We start from the raw sequence: 17122 nt of genomic DNA, 5'->3' as shown, positions 1-17122 counted from the left end.
GAACCATTGGTGGCCGCCGTCTCTCTGATTGCAGGATGATAAAGCCTGGCTAGGCTTTTTCATGACTCACATTCAATCAGAGGGAAATGCCATGGGTATCATCGGAACCATCTTTATCGGCCTGATCGTCGGCCTGCTGGCGCGTTTCCTCAAGCCCGGCGAAGACAGCATGGGCTGGATCATGACCATCCTGCTGGGTATCGCCGGCTCCCTTGCCGCCACCTACGGCGGTCAGGCACTGGGTATCTACCAGGCAGGCCAGGGCGCGGGTTTCATCGGCGCATTGGTAGGTGCCATTGTGCTGCTGGTGATCTACGGCCTGATCAAAAAGAACTAATCGAGCGACAAAGTCCTCTGCGCTGCGCAGGCGCAGAGGGCTAGAATGCCGGCACTGTTTACCTTGTCGAGCTCCTCCATGCGCCGTCTCCTCTTGATGTTTCTCCTGCTGGGCCCAGGCCTGGCTCATGCTGGCGAACTGCCGGAAACCGACTGGCTCGACCTGATGCCGCTGTCGGACCAGAAAGCCCTCGAACAAATGCCGGAAATCGACCACAACTCTCCCGAAGCCCAGGGCACCTTTACCGACAAAGGTGGCTTGAAGCAGAGCAAAGGGTTGCCGGCGGTGATGTATTCCACCAAGACCGTGGCCGCCATGAACGGCAAGAACATCCGCATCGGCGGTTACCCGGTGCCCTTGGAAACCGACGCCAAGGGCCGCAGCACCCTGTTTTTCCTGGTGCCGTACCCAGGCGCGTGCATCCACGTGCCGCCACCGCCGCCGAACCAATTGGTGCTGGTGCGTTACCCCAAGGGGTTGAAGCTGGATGATATCTACACGCCGCTGTGGGTCACGGGCACGTTGAAGGTGGAGACGGTCAATAACGACCTGGCCGATGCGGCGTATGCGCTGGATGCGGGCAAGGTGCGGGCGGTGAAGGAGTCGGATCTCTAAACCACAACACCGACCAATGTGGGAGGGAGCTTGCTCCCACATTTTGATTGGGTTTACAAAGCGCTACTGGTGATGCTCACGCCCAAGGTGTGGCTTTCGCCCGGCGCCAGCGTCACCACGTCATCCAGCACATTCGCCGTCTCGATGCACAGCATGCCCTGCCAGCCGTTGTCGGCCATGTCGTCGAAGGCTTTGGCACGTTCGGTCCAGGGGTTCCAGATCACGGTCGAGTGGGAGCCTTCGCTGCTGAGCCGGACGCGCCGCTGCCAGTCGTTATCGACGATGTGCAACTGCGCGGGGGTGTCGAGGTAGATGCGGTCGGTCTCGGCGCCGAAGTGCAGCGGCCCAGCCTGTTGCCGGGTGGCCCAGCCGTCGGCGGTATCGATATACGCAAGCCCGTCCAGGCCCTCGACCTGCACGTTGCGCACATCGCTCACGGCGAAGTAGGTGTGCAACGCCTGGCTGAGGGTCACGGTGTCGGTGCCACGGTTATGACTGGTCAGGCCGATGTGCAGGTGATCGTCCAGGCGCAGGCTCAGCTTCAGGTCGACCTGATGCGGCCAGCCGGGGAAGCCGCCCGCGGGCACGGGGAGCACCAGGTCGACGCGCAGGGTGTCACCTTCGAGTTCGGTGGCGGCCAATTCCCAGAGTGCAGTACGCACGAAACCGTGGGCGCCCGCGGGCTGGTCGCTCTGGCGCATGGCCTGCACGCTGTGCGGGTTTCGATCGAACACGCCGAACCACGGCCAGCACACCGGTACGCCGGTGCGGATGCCTTTGCCAGCCTTGAAGACGGCTGCCTTGTTCGGCCAGATCAGCGGCTGTTCGCCTGCGCGTTGGTAACTGAAGAGGTGCGCGCCCTGTTGGGCCACCATCAGCTCGGCGCCGTTGTGGCGGATGCGCCAGCAGTCCAGCTCGTCGATTTTCACGGATTCAACGTGGGGCGTCGGCATAAAAAAGCACTCTTAATAGCAGGCAATGGGGCAATTGACCGTCAAAACCCGGCGAGGTTTAACGCGCTCGCGACGGTACCGAACGGGTGCGGCCGCTGCCATCGATGGCGACGAACACGAACACCGCCTCGGTGACCTTGCGCCATTCGCTGGACAGCGGGTCGTCGCTCCACACTTCGACCATCATCTGGATCGAGCTGCGGCCGATTTCCAGGGCCTGGGTATAGAAGGACAATTGCGCGCCCACGGCCACCGGCACCAGGAACGCCATGCGATCAATGGCCACGGTGGCGACACGCCCGCCTGCGACCTTGCTGGCCATGGCCGTACCGGCCAGGTCCATCTGCGAGACCAGCCAGCCGCCGAAGATATCGCCGAAACCGTTGGTTTCGCGCGGAAGCGCGGTGATTTGCAGGGCGAGATCGCCTTGTGGGATGGGATCTTCTTGTTCGAGTTCGATCATGCCGAGGGTGCCTCTGAGCCGTGACGCTTCATGGGTGTTTCAAATGGATAGCCGTCTTGTAGAAAAACATTTCAGCACCAACGCACGACGCGAGCTGTGTTTCTCGTAAGGCGTACTAAAGGGAAACTCTGCCAAACCGGCTGGATGGCACCCAACGGCGTTTTGGCACAGCAGCCCCTCAAGACTGCGGGTCTGGCGCTTGCAAGGGCCGAGTATATCGAGACGCTGGCGTCGCGACGACCTCTCGGCGCTCATTTGGTCGGTAAATAGACGCTGTAACGGAGCTTTTTCCGGCAACTGTTCTCCTGCCCTGGTTGACCGACTCCCTGCGCCGTGAATAGTTCACCGCGCTGCGCTATCAACCGTTCGACGCTGTGCTTTTTCCGGCGATTTGCTATCTTGCCAGACCGCCGCAAGTCCAGGGCGTGCCGTCTTTATTACGCTGATTACTATAAGAGAAGCCTTGCCATGTCCTCCGTGCCCGCAAGCAGTGCGCAACCGTCGCGCCCGCTGACCCGCAACGACTACAAAACCCTGTCGCTGTCTGCCTTGGGCGGGGCGCTGGAGTTCTACGACTTCATCATCTTCGTGTTTTTCGCCACCGTGGTCGGAAAACTGTTCTTCCCCGCCGACATGCCCGAGTGGCTGCGCATGATGCAGACCTTCGGCATCTTCGCCGCCGGTTACCTGGCGCGGCCCCTGGGCGGCATCATCATGGCGCACTTCGGTGACCTGCTGGGGCGCAAGAAAATGTTCACCCTGAGCATCTTCATGATGGCCGTGCCGACCCTGATCATGGGCCTGCTGCCGACCTACGCGCAGATCGGCCTGTGGGCGCCGATCCTGTTGCTGTTGATGCGCGTGATCCAGGGCGCGGCGATCGGCGGCGAAGTCCCGGGCGCCTGGGTGTTCGTCTCCGAACACGTTCCGCCACGCCACATCGGCTACGCCTGCGGCACCCTGACCAGCGGCCTCACCGCCGGCATCCTGTTGGGTTCGCTGGTGGCCACCGCCATCAACACGCTCTACAGCCCGGAGCAGGTCTCCGATTACGCCTGGCGTATCCCGTTCCTGCTCGGCGGTGTGTTCGGCCTGCTGTCGGTGTACTTGCGCCGCTGGCTGCATGAAACGCCGATCTTCGCCGAGATGCAGCAACGCAAGGCTCTGGCCGCCGAACTGCCGCTGCGCGCGGTGCTGCGCGACCACCGTGGCGCCATCGTGCTGTCGATGCTGCTGACCTGGCTGCTGTCGGCCGGCGTGGTAGTCGTCATCCTGATGACCCCGACCGTGCTGCAGACCCTCTACCACTTCAGCCCGACCGTTGCGCTGCAAGCCAACAGCCTGGCCATCGTGACCCTGAGCCTGGGCTGCATTGCCTCCGGCGCCCTGGCCGACCGCTTCGGTGCCGGCCGCATACTGGTGGTCGGTTGCGCACTGTTGCTGGCGACCTCCTGGACGCTGTATCACAGCCTGCTGGACCACCCTGACTGGCTGTTCCCGCTGTACGCCCTGACCGGCCTGTTTGTCGGCACCATCGGCGTGGTGCCCTACGTGATGGTGAAAGCCTTCCCACCGGTGGTGCGCTTCAGCGGGTTGTCGTTCTCCTACAACGTGGCCTACGCCGTGTTCGGCGGGCTGACGCCGTTGGCGGTGTCGCTGCTGATGAAAGAAAGCCCGATGGGCCCGGCCTACTACGTTGCCGTCCTGTGCGTGATGGGGATTGGGGTGGGTGGGTATCTGTGGAAGCGCGGCAGGTAATCAGCTATCTGAAGATCGTTCCTACGCAGTTGCGTAGGAGCGATCATAAATTACAGAGTGTTTCCGAATCATCGTTTCAACCGCCCCGACGTCCTCGCCACCCCCGTTTTTTCGGCACTTGCCGCTTCTGGCCGCTTTTTCCCCCAATACTGGCCTTTCATCTAATTGTCATATTCCAGACATAGAGTGTTCACACGGCCTATCAATACTTGGCCCCGATCCAACTATCCCTATCTGCTAGGAGTAAGGCATGAAACTGAAGCGTTTGATGGCGGCAATGACTTTTGTCGCTGCTGGCGTTGCGACTGCCCACGCGGTGGCCGCTGGTGTTGACCCGGCTATTCCGGCTTACGTGAAGACCACTGGTGTGTCGGGCAACTTGTCCAGCGTCGGTTCCGATACCCTGGCTAACCTGATGACCCTGTGGGCCGAGGGTTACAAAAAGGAATACCCGAACGTCAACATCCAGATTCAAGCTGCTGGTTCTGCCACTGCGCCACCTGCGCTGACTGAAGGCACCTCCAACCTGGGCCCGATGAGCCGCAAGATGAAGGACACCGAACTGGCGGCCTTCGAGCAGAAGTACGGCTACAAGCCAACCGCTATCCCGGTTGCCGTGGATGCCCTGGCTGTGTTCGTGCACAAGGACAACCCGATCAAGCACCTGACCATGGAACAAGTCGACGCGATCTTCTCCTCGACTCGCCTGTGCGGTGCCAAAGCCGACGTCAAAACCTGGGGCGACCTGGGTGTGACCGGCGACCTGGCCAACAAGCCAGTGCAACTGTTCGGTCGTAACTCGGTATCCGGCACCTACGGCTACTTCAAAGAAGAAGCCCTGTGCAAAGGCGACTACAAGCCTAACGTGAACGAACAACCAGGCTCGGCTTCGGTCGTGCAGTCGATCAGCTCCTCGCTGAACGGCATCGGTTACTCGGGCATCGGCTACAAGACCGCCAGCGTGAAGACCGTGGCCCTGGCCAAGAAAGGCAGCACTGACTTCATCGAAGACAGCGAAGAAAACGCCCTGAACGGCAAATACCCGCTGTCGCGTTTCCTCTACGTTTACGTCAACAAAGCCCCGAACAAGCCGCTGGCGCCGCTGGAAGCCGAGTTCGTGAAGCTGGTTCTGTCCAAGCAGGGCCAGGAAGTTGTGGTCAAGGACGGCTACATCCCACTGCCAGCCAAAGTTGCCGCCAAGGCACTGGCTGACCTGGGTCTGAAAGAAGGCAACTAAGTTGCTGGGCCGGGTAAAACCGGCCGTTCTGTAGGAGCGGGCTTGCTCGCGAAAGATGATAGAGCACTGCGTTTATTCAGAAGCAGCGCGTTATCGTTAACGCTCTTCGCGAGCAAGCTCGCTCCTACAGAAACTCCTAATTTTTAGTCCGCTGCCGGCTCTGCCATGCGGCGGATTTCTTGCGTCACTGCATTGTCATCTTTCTGTCATACAGGACCGCTAGGGTGTGCGCATGAATGATCTGGCCAATTCCACTATGACGACGACTTCTCCCCCCAAGCGTATTGACTTCAATACGCCTGAGTTGCAACGCAAGCGCCGCATTCGCGCGCTCAAGGATCGCCTGACCCGTTGGTACGTGCTGATCGGCGGCCTCGCCGTCCTCGGCGCTATCACTCTGATCTTCTTCTTCCTGGCCTACGTGGTCGCGCCCTTGTTCCAGGGCGCCTCGTTGACCAAGGAAGCCGCGCTGACACCGGCGTGGATACAAGACGCGGGCAAGCCGTTGATGATCTCGTTGGAAGAACAGAACCAAGTCGCCATGCGGGTTTCCGACAAAGGCCAGGCGCTGTTCTTCGACGTGAGCACCGGCGCCGAACTCAAGCGCATCGACCTGCCGCTGGCGGCCGGCGTCAGCGTCGTGTCGATTGGTAAAGACCAGCCGGGCAGCCCGCTGGTGATCCTCGGTTTGTCCAATGGCCAGTCCCTGGTGTTCCGCCACACCTACAAGGTGTCCTACCCGGACGGCAAGAAGACCATCAGCCCGGCCATCGAATACCCTTACGGCGAAACGCCGATCGTGCTGGATGACGCCGGTCGCCCGCTGGAACATGTCGCGCTGAACGTCACCGACACCTCGTTGGTGGTGGCCGGTTCGGCCGGTTCGCACTTGAACGTGCTGTCCCTGAGCCGTGAAGAAAACATGATGACCGGCGAAGTCACCAGCGAGCAGAAGCGTATCGAGCTGCCGCAGATGACCGAGCCGGTGAAGGCGATCTTCATCGACCCACGCCAGCAATGGCTGTACGTGATCAACGGCCGTGCCCTGGCCGATGTGTTCAGCCTGCGCGACAAGAGCCTCAACGGTCGCTATAAACTGCTGGAAGACGGCGACGCCGAAATCACCGCCAGCACCCAACTGGTGGGTGGTATCTCGCTGATCGTCGGTAACTCCAAGGGCGGCCTGGCCCAGTGGTTCATGGCCCGTGACCCGGATGGCGAACAGCGCCTGAAGCAGATCCGCACCTTCGAGATGGGCACTGCGCCCATCGTTGAAATCACCGCCGAAGAGCGTCGCAAAGGCTTCACCGCCCTCGACGCTTCTGGCAAGTTCGGCGTGTTCCACAGCACCGCCCACCGCACCCTGCTGGTGGACCCGGTGGTCGATGGCCAGGGCGTGTTCGGCCTGTCGCCACGGGCCAACCGTGTGATCGTCGAAGCCGGCGGCAAGCTGCAACCGTTGCTGCTGGACAACCCGCACCCGGAAGTGTCGTGGAGCGCGCTGTGGAGCAAGGTCTGGTACGAAAACTACGACGAGCCTAAATACGTCTGGCAATCGACCGCCGCCAACACCGATTTCGAACCCAAGATGAGCCTCGCGCCGCTGACCTTCGGTACGCTGAAGGCCGCGTTCTACGCCATGTTGCTGGCCGCGCCGCTGGCTGTTGCCGCAGCGATCTACACTGCGTACTTCATGGCGCCGGGCCTGCGCCGCAAGGTCAAGCCGGTGATCGAGCTGATGGAAGCGATGCCGACGGTGATCCTCGGCTTCTTCGCCGGCCTGTTCCTCGCGCCGTATGTCGAAGGGCATCTACCGGGGATTTTCAGCCTGCTGATGCTGGTGCCGATTGGCATCCTGGTGGCCGGTTTTATCTTCAGCCGCCTGCCTGAGTCCATTCGCCTGCGGGTTCCCGATGGCTGGGAAAGCGCGATCCTGATCCCGGTGATCCTGTTTGTGGGCTGGCTCTCGCTGTACATGAGCCCGTACCTGGAAACCTGGTTCTTCGGCGGCGACATGCGGATGTGGATCTCCCATGACCTGGGCATCACCTATGACCAGCGCAACGCCCTGGTCGTCGGCCTGGCGATGGGGTTCGCGGTGATCCCGAACATCTACTCCATCGCCGAAGACGCCGTGTTCAGCGTGCCGCGCGGCCTGACCCTGGGCTCTTTGGCCCTGGGCGCCACGCCGTGGCAGACCATGACCCGCGTGGTCATCCTGACCGCCAGCCCGGGGATTTTCTCGGCGCTGATGATCGGCATGGGCCGCGCCGTGGGCGAGACCATGATCGTGCTGATGGCCACCGGTAACACCCCGGTGATGGAGATGAACCTGTTCGAAGGCCTGCGCACCCTGGCGGCCAACGTCGCGGTGGAAATGCCCGAGTCGGAAGTGGGCGGCAGTCACTACCGCGTGCTGTTCCTCTCGGCACTGGTGCTGCTGTTGTTCACCTTCATCATGAACACCCTCGCCGAGCTGATTCGTCAGCGTCTGCGCAAGAAATACTCGTCGCTTTAAGAAAGGTAGAAGTCTGTGAAACAGAACTCCCTGAATGGATGGTTCAAGAGCGGCGCCCCCGGCGTCTGGATCAGCGGTGGCGCGGTGTCCATCGCGGTCATCATGACCCTTGGTTTGCTGGCTGTGATTGCGGTGCGTGGTTTGGGCCACTTCTGGCCGGCTGACCTGATCCAGGCCAACTACGATGTCCCGGGCCAAGAAAACCATATCGTCATCGGCGAAGTGGTACAGAAAGAAGAAGTGCCGCGCGAGCGCCTGAAAAGCGCTGGCCTGCCCGTGCCCGACGTGGGCCCGGAATTCATGACTCGCGAGTTGATCAAAGTCGGTAACCGCGATCTGAACGGCAACGACTTCACATGGATCGTCGGCGAATGGCTGAAGAACCAGACCAAACCGCTGGAATTGATGACCATCGAGCGCCGTGAGTGGGGCAACTTCTACGGCACCCTGGTCAACGTCAAGCAGGATGGCAAGGTCATCGCCGAAGGCCAGGCTGCGTGGCCGGAGCTGCAGGCTCGGGTCGACCGCGTGAACAAGCTGGCGGTCCAGCTCAAGACCCTTGAGAAGTCCGATATCGGCGCGATCAACGCCGGTCTTGAACGTATCCGTCTGCACGGTCGCAAGCTGGAACTGGAAGGCAAGCTCGACGCCGCCGCCCAGGCCGACATGGACTCGGGCCGCGCCGAACTGAATGCCCGTTACCAGGACATCGAAGCGCGCCTGGCCGACCTGCACGCCCAATTCAACCGCGACGCCTTGACTGCCCGCGATGCGAACGGCAAGGAAGTCGAAATCGGCATCGGCAAAGTGGTCCACGCCTATCAGCCGAACGCCATGGGCACGATGACCAAGGTCGGCTTCTACTTCAGCAAGGTCTGGGAGTTCCTCAGCGACGACCCACGGGAAGCCAACACCGAAGGCGGGATCTTCCCGGCCATCTTCGGCACCGTGATGATGACCCTGATCATGGCGATGATCGTGACCCCGTTCGGCGTGCTGGCGGCGGTGTACCTGCGTGAATACGCCAAGCAGAACACCCTGACGCGGATCATCCGCATTGCCGTGAACAACCTGGCGGGCGTACCGGCCATCGTTTACGGCGTGTTCGGCCTGGGCTTCTTCGTGTATGTATTGGGTGGCTCGGTTGACCGCCTGTTTTTCGCCGAAGCCCTGCCGGCCCCGACCTTCGGCACGCCGGGCCTGTTGTGGGCGTCGCTGACCCTGGCGCTGCTGGCGGTGCCGGTGGTGATCGTGGCTACCGAAGAAGGCCTGGCGCGGATTCCTCGCACCGTGCGCGAAGGCTCGCTGGCACTCGGCGCGACCAAGGCGGAAACGCTGTGGAAGATCGTGCTGCCGATGGCCAGCCCGGCGATGATGACCGGCATGATCCTCGCCGTGGCGCGTGCCGCCGGTGAAGTAGCGCCGCTGATGCTGGTGGGTGTGGTCAAGCTGGCCCCGTCGCTGCCGCTGGACGGCAACTACCCTTACTTGCACCTTGACCAGAAGATCATGCACCTGGGCTTCCATATTTATGACGTCGGCTTCCAGAGCCCCAACGTCGAGGCCGCAAGGCCGCTGGTATATGCCACCGCGCTGTTGCTGGTGCTGGTGATCGCCACGCTCAACTTGTCGGCGGTGTGGATCCGTAACCACCTGCGCGAAAAATATAAAGCGTTGGATAGCTAATTGAAGTGACGCGGACTCAATGTGGGAGGGGGCTTGCCCCCGATAGCGGCGTATCAGAAACACATATGCTGGCTGACACACTGCTATCGGGGGCAAGCCCCCTCCCACACTAGACCACGATATACGCAGAATTTGAGTAAACCGCCCCCGGCGGTTCAACAACACGAATTGGTAGCACAGGGAGCATCCCATGCAACAAGAAACCCATTCCCATGGCATCAACATGTCTGCCCTGGGTCGTGACAAGCAGAGCCTGAGCCTGGCCCAGGAAACCGTGGCCATCGAAGTGCCGGGCCTGAGCCTGTACTACGGCGAAAAACAGGCGCTGTTCGACGTCAGCATGAACATCCCCAAGCAGCGCGTGACCGCCTTCATCGGCCCGTCGGGCTGCGGCAAGTCCACGCTGCTGCGCACCTTCAACCGCATGAACGACCTGGTCGACGGTTGCCGCGTGGACGGTGCGATCAACCTCTACGGCAGCAACATCTACCGCAAGGGTGAAGACGTGGCCGAGCTGCGTCGCCGGGTGGGCATGGTGTTCCAGAAGCCCAACCCGTTCCCCAAGACCATCTACGAAAACGTGGTCTACGGCTTGCGCATCCAGGGCATCAACAAGAAGCGCATCCTCGACGAAGCGGTCGAATGGGCGCTTAAAGGCGCCGCGCTGTGGGACGAGGTCAAGGACCGCCTGCACGACTCCGCACTCGGCCTGTCCGGCGGCCAGCAACAACGCCTGGTGATCGCGCGTACCATCGCCGTGGAACCGGAAGTGCTGCTGCTCGACGAACCTTGCTCGGCACTCGACCCGATCTCGACGTTGAAAGTCGAAGAACTGATCTACGAGCTCAAGTCCAAGTTCACCATCGTTATCGTGACTCACAACATGCAACAGGCGGCGCGGGTTTCCGACTACACCGCGTTCATGTACATGGGCAAGCTGGTGGAGTTCGGCGATACCGATACCCTGTTCACCAATCCGGCGAAGAAACAGACCGAAGACTACATCACCGGTCGCTACGGCTAGGAAGCTGTGGTTCAGATTGCATTGACGCTGCGGTTCTCCGCACCTTTCCGGACGCTCCAAGGACGCCAACATGATTAGCAAAGAAGGCCTTACCCACCACATCTCCGCGCAGTTCAACGCCGAGCTTGAGGAAGTGCGCAGCCACCTCCTGGCGATGGGCGGGCTGGTGGAGAAGCAAGTCAACGATGCGGTCACCGCGCTGATCGAGGCCGACTCGGGCCTGGCCCAGCAAGTGCGCGAGATCGATGACCAGATCAACCAGATGGAACGCAATATCGACGAAGAATGCCTGCGCATTCTCGCCCGTCGCCAGCCGGCGGCTTCCGACCTGCGCTTGATCATCAGTATTTCCAAGTCGGTGATCGACCTTGAGCGTATCGGCGATGAATCCACCAAGATCGCCCGCCGCGCCATCCAACTGTGCGAAGAAGGCGAAGCGCCGCGCGGTTATGTGGAAGTGCGGCATATCGGTGACCAGGTGCGCAACATGGTGCGCGATGCCCTGGACGCGTTTGCCCGTTTCGACGCCGAACTGGCGTTGTCGGTGGCCCAGTACGACAAGATCATCGACCGTGAGTACAAGACCGCCCTGCGCGAGCTGGCCACCTACATGATGGAAGACCCGCGCTCTATCACACGGGTCTTGAGCATTATCTGGGTGCTGCGTTCGCTGGAGCGGATCGGCGACCACGCGCGCAATATCTCGGAGTTGGTGATCTATCTGGTGCGTGGCACCGACGTGCGGCACATGGGCCTCAAGCGCATGAAAGCCGAAGTTGAAGGATCTACCGATCAAATCCCTAATGTTCCGGGCGAATCTGACGATAAGTAAGGTTGCCCGAGATATTAACGCCCGGCCTTTGGTCGGGCGTTTTCGTTTGTGGGCGCTGATTTTTTTGTGCGTGGGGTGAAAGAAAGTCCCAACACAACTACAGAGTTTTGGCAAAATGCCATCAGTCAGGCGTTCTGCGTGCCGCGTTTTTATAGGATAAAGGGTCGATGAGTAAAGTCAGTGTATTGGTGGTGGATGACGCCTCGTTTATTCGCGACCTGGTGAAGAAGTGCCTGCGCAATTACTTCCCCGGGATCAAGATTGAAGATGCGGTGAACGGCAAAAAGGCCCAGGCCATCCTGATGCGCGAAACCTTCGATCTGGTGTTGTGCGACTGGGAAATGCCCGAGATGTCCGGCCTGGAGCTGTTGACCTGGTGCCGTGAGCAACCGCAGCTCAAAGCCATGCCGTTCGTGATGGTGACCAGCCGCGGCGACAAAGAGAACGTGGTGCAGGCGATCCAGGCCGGGGTTTCCGGCTACGTCAGCAAACCGTTCACCAACGAACAGCTGTTGACCAAGGTCAAGCACGCTCTGCACAAGGTCGGGCGCCTCGACGCCCTGGTCGCCAGCGCACCGACCAAGATGAACTCAGCGTTCGGCAACGACTCCCTGAGCGCCCTGACCGGTGGCAAGCCCGAAGCGGTCAAGGTCGCTCCTGTCGCGGCGGCTGCACCGAGCAAAGGCCTGCTCAACAGCCCGCCCGTGAAGACGGCTGCCGCCGCTGCGCCCGCCAGTGGTCGCGGGCAGGGTCAGTTGCGGCTGTCCAGCGGCACCCAGCAATGCGTGATCAAGGGCCTGAGCATCAAGGAAGCGCTGCTGGTGGTCCGTCGCAGTGAGGTCCTGCCCCAGGTACTGGAAAGCGCGGTGCTCGACCTTGAGCAAGGCGACAACGCCGAAGTCGCGCGCCTCAACGGCTACCTGCACGCCGTCGTCGCCTTCGAGCCCAAGCCCGACAGCGACTGGCTGCAACTGACTTTCCGCTTTATCGACCAGGATGCGCAGAAACTGGACTACATCTCGCGGCTGATCGCGCGGGGTACGGCGCAGAAGCATTTTGTGCCGGGTGCCTGATTCACAGAACGCCACCTGTCCTCTGTGGAAGGGGGCGTGCTCCCGATGGTCTTTCATTCAACATCTTCGTTGGCTGAACTACCGCAATCGCGAGCAAGCCCGCTCCTACATGTGAAGTTCGTTGTTTTCAGTATCGGGTAAATCTCACACGGTCTTGTCATCAAGCCTTGCTAGCCTGCCATTCAGTCCCCCCGGCAGGTTCGCGTCATGCTCATTCGCCTACTGCTGCTCTGCGTATTGGCCACGGTTGCCACGTCGACCCCGGCCATGACCCTCTACAAATCCACCGACGCCAATGGCGAGGTGTTTTTCAGCGACCGGCAAACCCCCGGCGCCCAGGCGTTTGTGATCCGGGAGCGGGGGGCCGTGCGCGTGCAACGGCCGGTGCTCGACCGGCCAAGGCCCGGTTATCCCCAGCAGGCCTACCGCTACCCCTTGCCCTGGCGCGGCGGGCCGTTTCGCCTGAGCCAAGGCCCCAACGGCAGCTTCAGCCATACCGACGCCAAAAGCCGCTACGCCATGGACATTGCCATGCCCGAAGGCACGCCGATCATTGCGGCGCGCAGCGGCAGGGTGGTGAAGATCGAGAATGACCAGGCCGGGCGCGGCAACGATGCGTCAGGGAATTTCGTGCGGGTGCTGCACGATGACGGCACCCAGGGCGTGTACCTGCACCTCAAGCAAGGGTCGGTCAGCGTCAGGCCGGGGCAGCGGGTGGCGGTGGGCAGTGCGCTGGGGTTGTCGGGCAACACCGGCAACAGCAGCGGGCCGCACCTGCACTTTGTGGTGCAGCAGCGGACCGAGGCGGGGCTGGTATCGATCCCGTATGAGTTCAACCAGCCCGTGGGGGTATTGCCCAATTTTGCCTTGGGCAATTGACGGTCAGTCCAGCAGCAGGACCTTGGCCAGCACGATTTTCGGCCCTTTCATCTTCTTGATGATGATCCGCAGGCCTTCAACCTCGAGGACTTCTTCCTCTTCCGGCACCCGCTTGAGGGTGTCGTAGACCAGCCCGGCCAGGGTTTCCGCTTCGATGTGGTCGAGGTCGACGCCAAGCAGGCGTTCCACCTTGAACAGTGGCGTATCGCCGCGTACCAGCAGTTTGCCCGGCTGGTAGGCGAGGATGCCGCGCTCGGCCTTACGGTGTTCGTCCTGGATATCGCCCACCAGCACTTCGAGCACGTCTTCCATGGTCAGGTAGCCGATGACCTTGCCGTCGGCTTCTTCCACCAGGGCGAAGTGCGCGCCGCCTTTGCGGAACTGCTCCAGCAACTGCGACAGCGGCATGTGCCGCGACACGCGCTCCAGCGGGCGGGTCAGTTCGGCCAGGTTGAACGACTCGGGGAGATGGTCCAGGTTCGCCAGTTCCAGCAGCAGGTCCTTGATGTGCAGCAGGCCGACAAACTCGTTGCGCTGCGCGTCATACACCGGGTAACGGCTGAATTTGTGGCGACGGAACAGCGCAAGGATTTCCTTGAGCGGGGCGTTGAAGTCCAGGGTCACCAGGTCTTCCCGCGAGTTGGCCCAGTCGACCACTTCCAGTTCGCCCATTTCCACGGCCGAGGCCAAGACGCGCATGCCTTGGTCGCTGGGGTCCTGGCCACGGCTGGAGTGCAGGATCAGCTTGAGTTCTTCGCGGCTGTACTGGTGCTCATGGTGCGGGCCGGGTTCGCCTTGCCCGGCGATCCGCAGGATGGCATTGGCGCTGGCGTTGAGCAGGTAGATTGCCGGGTACATGGCCCAGTAGAACAGGTACAGCGGCACGGCCGTCCACAGCGACAGCAGTTCCGGCTTGCGAATGGCCCAGGACTTGGGCGCCAGTTCACCGACCACGATGTGCAGGTAGGAAATCAGGAAGAAGGCGGAAAAGAACGACACGCCTTTGATCACTTCCGGCGACTCGACGCCAGCGGCGCCCAGCAGCGGCTCGAGGATATGCGCAAACGCCGGCTCGCCGACCCAGCCCAGGCCCAGGGAGGCGAGGGTGATACCCAGCTGGCAGGCCGACAGGTAGGCGTCGAGCTGGCGGTGGACGGTGCGCAGGATCTGCCCGCGCCAACCGTTGGTGTGGGCGATGGCCTCGACCCGCGTGGAGCGCAGTTTGACCATGGCAAACTCCGCCGCAACGAAGAACGCGTTGAGCAGTACCAGGATCAGTGCAAAAAGAATCATGCCGAAATCGGCGAAGAGTGTGGCGAGGGTGATACCTGGGGAAGGGTCCATGATGGGGTTTTGCGGGTTCCGTATGTTCAATAGGGGTGACAGGAGCGCCTGAAAGGCGGACACAAGTCGGCCAATGTAGCGGCTGGCGCGGCGCTTGCCTAGTGGTTGCTGCCTGGTGGAGCCAGGAATACCTGCTTTGGAACAATGCAATTCCAAATGTGGGAGGGGGCTTGCTCCCACATTTAGCGTTGTATTGTGTCCGGGCTATTCATCATTCACGACCATCCGCGAACGGGTTACCTGGGGCGGCGGAAAATGGCAGGTAAAGGTGCTGCCGTGGCCGAGCACACTGCTGATTTCCAGGCGTGCGCGGTGGCGCAGCAGCACGTGCTTGACGATCGCCAGGCCCAGCCCGGTGCCGCCGGTGTTGGAGTTGCGGCTGGAGTCGACGCGGTAGAAGCGCTCGGTCAGGCGCGGCAGGTGCTTGGCGTCGATGCCGATGCCGGAGTCTTGCACGCTCAGGTGCGCGCCCTGGGCGTCGGCCCACCAGCGGATGCGGATATTGCCCTTGTCCGGTGTGTACTTCACGGCGTTGAACACCAGGTTGGAAAACGCGCTGCGCAATTCGCCTTCGCTGCCTTTGAGCAGTACCGACGGGTCGGCTTCCAGGGTGATCTGTTGCCCGCGTTGGCCGGAGAGGGCCTGGGCGTCGTTCTTGATGGTCTGCAACAGGCTTTGCACCGCCACCGGGTGGTTATCCGACGGGTAATCGGTCGCCTCCAGCTTGGCCAGCAACAGCAGGTCATTGAGCAGGGTTTGCATGCGCGAGCCTTGCTGCTGCATCTGCTGCAGGGCGCGGCTCCAGCGCGGGTTGATCTCGTCGACGTTGTCCAGCAGCGTCTCCAGGTAGCCGCAGATCACCGTCAACGGGGTGCGCAGCTCGTGGGAGACGTTGGCAACGAAGTCCTTGCGCATCTGTTCCAACTGGTGGATGCGGGTTACGTCGCGCACCAGCATCAAGTGTTCGTTGTTGCCGTAGCGCGTCAGGTACAGCTGGATGCGTACGCGGTCGTTGGTGGGCGAGGGAATTTCCAGGGCTTCTTCGTAGTTTTCCTGCTCGAAGTATTCCTTGAAGCGCGGGTGGCGGACCAGGTTGGTCACCGGTTGGCCGCTGTCCTGGGGCGTCTTGAGGCCCAGCAGGGTCTCGGCGGCGCGGTTCCACCATTCGAGGTTGCCGTCGCTGTCGAGCATGATCACTGCGTCTTTCAGCGCGGCGGTGGACTCCTGCACCCGGTCGATCACCGCTTGCAGGCGCCCGCGTACCCGTTGGTCGCGGCGTTGCAGGTGATAGATGCTGTCGAACACCTCGCCCCACAGGCCGTAGCCGTCGGGTGGTGCTTCATCGGGTTTGTGTTGGCGCAGCCATTCATGCAGGCGCAGCAATTGCTTGAGGGTCCAGCCCAGATACAGACCAATGCCGACGGCCAGGCTCCAGCCGTATTGGCCGCTGATCAGGCCTACCAGCAAGCAGCCGGTGATCAACAGCAGCAGGTGGCGGATCAGCGTGCCATGCCAGTTTTGGTTCACTTGAACATGCGTCCTTGTCAGCTGTTAAGTCAGGCTCTTGCGTTCAGAAACCGGCTGGCTCAGCCCTTGGTGGAAAACCGATAGCCGGTGCCGCGCACGGTTTGTACCAGATTCTCGTAGGCATCGCCCAGGGCTTTGCGCAGGCGACGGATATGCACGTCCACGGTGCGCTCTTCCACGTACACATTGCCGCCCCACACTTGGTCCAGCAACTGGCCGCGGGTGTAGGCGCGTTCCTGGTGGGTCATGAAGAACTGCAGCAGACGGTATTCGGTCGGGCCCATCTCGGCGGGCTTGCCGTCGATGGTCACGCGGTGGCTGATCGGGTCCAGCAACAGGCCGCCGACTTCGATCGGTGCTTCGCCATCGGTCGGGCCGGCGCGGCGCAGTACGGCTTTCAGGCGTGCGACCAGTTCCCGTGGGGAAAACGGCTTGGTGATGTAGTCATCGGCGCCGACTTCCAGGCCCTGGATCTTGTTGTCTTCTTCGCCCTTGGCCGTGAGCATGATGATCGGGATGTCGCCGGTCAGCTCGTCACGCTTGAGACGCCGCGCCAGTTCGATGCCGGAGGTGCCGGGCAGCATCCAGTCGAGCAGAATCAGGTCCGGTTTGCGGTCGACGATAATGGCATGGGCCTGCTGCGAGTTCTCCGCTTCCAGGCAGTCATAGCCGGCCATTTCCAACGCGACGGCGATCATCTCGCGAATGGGCGCTTCGTCGTCGACGATCAGAATGCTCCTGCCAACCATGCCTAAAATCCTCTTGTCATTTAACTGTCTTGCGCCGCATTAGATAACGGAATTATTGCAGTCGTGTGACAGTAATTTAGCTGCTCGCGCAATTCCCGCCTGCGTGGACTACGCTTTGGGTCCGAAT

The 17122-nt window shown here is 61.5% G+C and carries 15 protein-coding genes; 10 read left to right on the top strand and 5 right to left on the bottom strand.

The genetic code is table 11. From position 1 onward, the window contains the following. The first annotated feature begins 91 nt into the window (after window positions 1-91). Window positions 92-337 (top strand): GlsB/YeaQ/YmgE family stress response membrane protein, encoded by a 246-nt coding sequence (locus ACP7E3_RS02555; protein ID WP_426122185.1) that lies wholly within the window; start codon window positions 92-94, stop codon window positions 335-337. 78 nt (window positions 338-415) lie between these two features. Next, window positions 416-952, top strand: coding sequence for a DUF3299 domain-containing protein (locus ACP7E3_RS02550; RefSeq protein WP_046381617.1), 537 nt, complete (start codon window positions 416-418; stop codon window positions 950-952). A 53-nt stretch (window positions 953-1005) separates the two neighbouring features. Here the strand turns inward: ACP7E3_RS02550 and ACP7E3_RS02545 are convergent, their stop codons facing one another. Together ACP7E3_RS02545 and ACP7E3_RS02540 are read right to left on the bottom strand one after the other, a co-directional pair. Beyond that, the gene (locus tag ACP7E3_RS02545; RefSeq protein ID WP_079444952.1) at window positions 1006-1905 is read right to left on the bottom strand and encodes a D-hexose-6-phosphate mutarotase; all 900 of its coding nucleotides are present in this window, start codon (window positions 1903-1905) and stop codon (window positions 1006-1008) included. Between the two features lie 58 nt (window positions 1906-1963). Further along, window positions 1964-2368: an acyl-CoA thioesterase gene (locus ACP7E3_RS02540; protein ID WP_010566936.1), complete on the bottom strand. Its 405-nt coding sequence runs from the start codon at window positions 2366-2368 to the stop codon at window positions 1964-1966. A gap of 468 nt (window positions 2369-2836) precedes the next feature. Between ACP7E3_RS02540 and ACP7E3_RS02535 the strand changes: the two genes are divergently transcribed. The 8 genes from ACP7E3_RS02535 to ACP7E3_RS02500 all read left to right on the top strand — a co-directional run bounded on the left by ACP7E3_RS02535 (window position 2837) and on the right by ACP7E3_RS02500 (window position 13375). Beyond that, window positions 2837-4126: an MFS transporter gene (locus tag ACP7E3_RS02535; protein ID WP_426122182.1), complete on the top strand. Its 1290-nt coding sequence runs from the start codon at window positions 2837-2839 to the stop codon at window positions 4124-4126. A gap of 250 nt (window positions 4127-4376) precedes the next feature. Beyond that, the gene (locus ACP7E3_RS02530) at window positions 4377-5363 is read left to right on the top strand and encodes a phosphate ABC transporter substrate-binding protein PstS (protein WP_108525827.1); all 987 of its coding nucleotides are present in this window, start codon (window positions 4377-4379) and stop codon (window positions 5361-5363) included. A gap of 484 nt (window positions 5364-5847) precedes the next feature. Further along, window positions 5848-7881, top strand: a complete 2034-nt coding sequence (locus tag ACP7E3_RS02525; protein WP_169850591.1) for an ABC transporter permease subunit — start codon at window positions 5848-5850, stop codon at window positions 7879-7881. A gap of 15 nt (window positions 7882-7896) precedes the next feature. Continuing rightward, window positions 7897-9567, top strand: coding sequence for a phosphate ABC transporter permease PstA (gene pstA / locus ACP7E3_RS02520; RefSeq protein WP_177029753.1), 1671 nt, complete (start codon window positions 7897-7899; stop codon window positions 9565-9567). Window positions 9568-9757: 190 nt separating this feature from the next. Then, complete coding sequence (gene pstB, locus ACP7E3_RS02515; protein ID WP_057005216.1) at window positions 9758-10591, top strand: phosphate ABC transporter ATP-binding protein PstB; 834 nt, start codon at window positions 9758-9760, stop codon at window positions 10589-10591. Between the two features lie 70 nt (window positions 10592-10661). Beyond that, window positions 10662-11423 (top strand): phosphate signaling complex protein PhoU, encoded by a 762-nt coding sequence (gene phoU, locus ACP7E3_RS02510; RefSeq protein WP_017850000.1) that lies wholly within the window; start codon window positions 10662-10664, stop codon window positions 11421-11423. A 167-nt stretch (window positions 11424-11590) separates the two neighbouring features. After that, window positions 11591-12496, top strand: a complete 906-nt coding sequence (locus tag ACP7E3_RS02505) for a response regulator (protein ID WP_426122179.1) — start codon at window positions 11591-11593, stop codon at window positions 12494-12496. Between the two features lie 207 nt (window positions 12497-12703). Then, on the top strand, window positions 12704-13375 hold the full coding sequence (locus ACP7E3_RS02500; RefSeq protein ID WP_017849998.1) for a M23 family metallopeptidase: 672 nt from the start codon (window positions 12704-12706) through the stop codon (window positions 13373-13375). Between the two features lie 3 nt (window positions 13376-13378). Here the strand turns inward: ACP7E3_RS02500 and ACP7E3_RS02495 are convergent, their stop codons facing one another. The 3 genes from ACP7E3_RS02495 to phoB form a co-directional block, all read right to left on the bottom strand. Continuing rightward, the gene (locus ACP7E3_RS02495) at window positions 13379-14719 is read right to left on the bottom strand and encodes a hemolysin family protein (protein ID WP_046381622.1); all 1341 of its coding nucleotides are present in this window, start codon (window positions 14717-14719) and stop codon (window positions 13379-13381) included. A 204-nt stretch (window positions 14720-14923) separates the two neighbouring features. Continuing rightward, window positions 14924-16246: a phosphate regulon sensor histidine kinase PhoR gene (phoR, locus tag ACP7E3_RS02490; protein ID WP_017849996.1), complete on the bottom strand. Its 1323-nt coding sequence runs from the start codon at window positions 16244-16246 to the stop codon at window positions 14924-14926. Window positions 16247-16305: 59 nt separating this feature from the next. After that, window positions 16306-16995, bottom strand: a complete 690-nt coding sequence (phoB, locus tag ACP7E3_RS02485) for a phosphate regulon transcriptional regulator PhoB (RefSeq protein ID WP_003176964.1) — start codon at window positions 16993-16995, stop codon at window positions 16306-16308. Window positions 16996-17122 lie beyond the last annotated feature (127 nt).

This window comes from Pseudomonas sp. PSPC2-3 (assembly GCF_049898265.1).
Classification (GTDB): Bacteria; Pseudomonadota; Gammaproteobacteria; order Pseudomonadales; family Pseudomonadaceae; genus Aquipseudomonas; species Aquipseudomonas veronii.
This window is presented reverse-complemented; position numbering and strand designations above follow the sequence as displayed.

Coding starts and splice junctions, on each gene's coding strand:
- ACP7E3_RS02555 (WP_426122185.1), top strand. CDS start 92: ATGGGTATCATCGGAACCATCTTTATCGGCCTGATCGTCGGCCTGCTG.
- ACP7E3_RS02550 (WP_046381617.1), top strand. CDS start 416: ATGCGCCGTCTCCTCTTGATGTTTCTCCTGCTGGGCCCAGGCCTGGCT.
- ACP7E3_RS02545 (WP_079444952.1), bottom strand. CDS start 1,905: ATGCCGACGCCCCACGTTGAATCCGTGAAAATCGACGAGCTGGACTGC.
- ACP7E3_RS02540 (WP_010566936.1), bottom strand. CDS start 2,368: ATGATCGAACTCGAACAAGAAGATCCCATCCCACAAGGCGATCTCGCC.
- ACP7E3_RS02535 (WP_426122182.1), top strand. CDS start 2,837: ATGTCCTCCGTGCCCGCAAGCAGTGCGCAACCGTCGCGCCCGCTGACC.
- ACP7E3_RS02530 (WP_108525827.1), top strand. CDS start 4,377: ATGAAACTGAAGCGTTTGATGGCGGCAATGACTTTTGTCGCTGCTGGC.
- pstB (WP_057005216.1), top strand. CDS start 9,758: ATGCAACAAGAAACCCATTCCCATGGCATCAACATGTCTGCCCTGGGT.
- phoU (WP_017850000.1), top strand. CDS start 10,662: ATGATTAGCAAAGAAGGCCTTACCCACCACATCTCCGCGCAGTTCAAC.
- ACP7E3_RS02505 (WP_426122179.1), top strand. CDS start 11,591: ATGAGTAAAGTCAGTGTATTGGTGGTGGATGACGCCTCGTTTATTCGC.
- ACP7E3_RS02500 (WP_017849998.1), top strand. CDS start 12,704: ATGCTCATTCGCCTACTGCTGCTCTGCGTATTGGCCACGGTTGCCACG.
- ACP7E3_RS02495 (WP_046381622.1), bottom strand. CDS start 14,719: ATGGACCCTTCCCCAGGTATCACCCTCGCCACACTCTTCGCCGATTTC.
- phoB (WP_003176964.1), bottom strand. CDS start 16,995: ATGGTTGGCAGGAGCATTCTGATCGTCGACGACGAAGCGCCCATTCGC.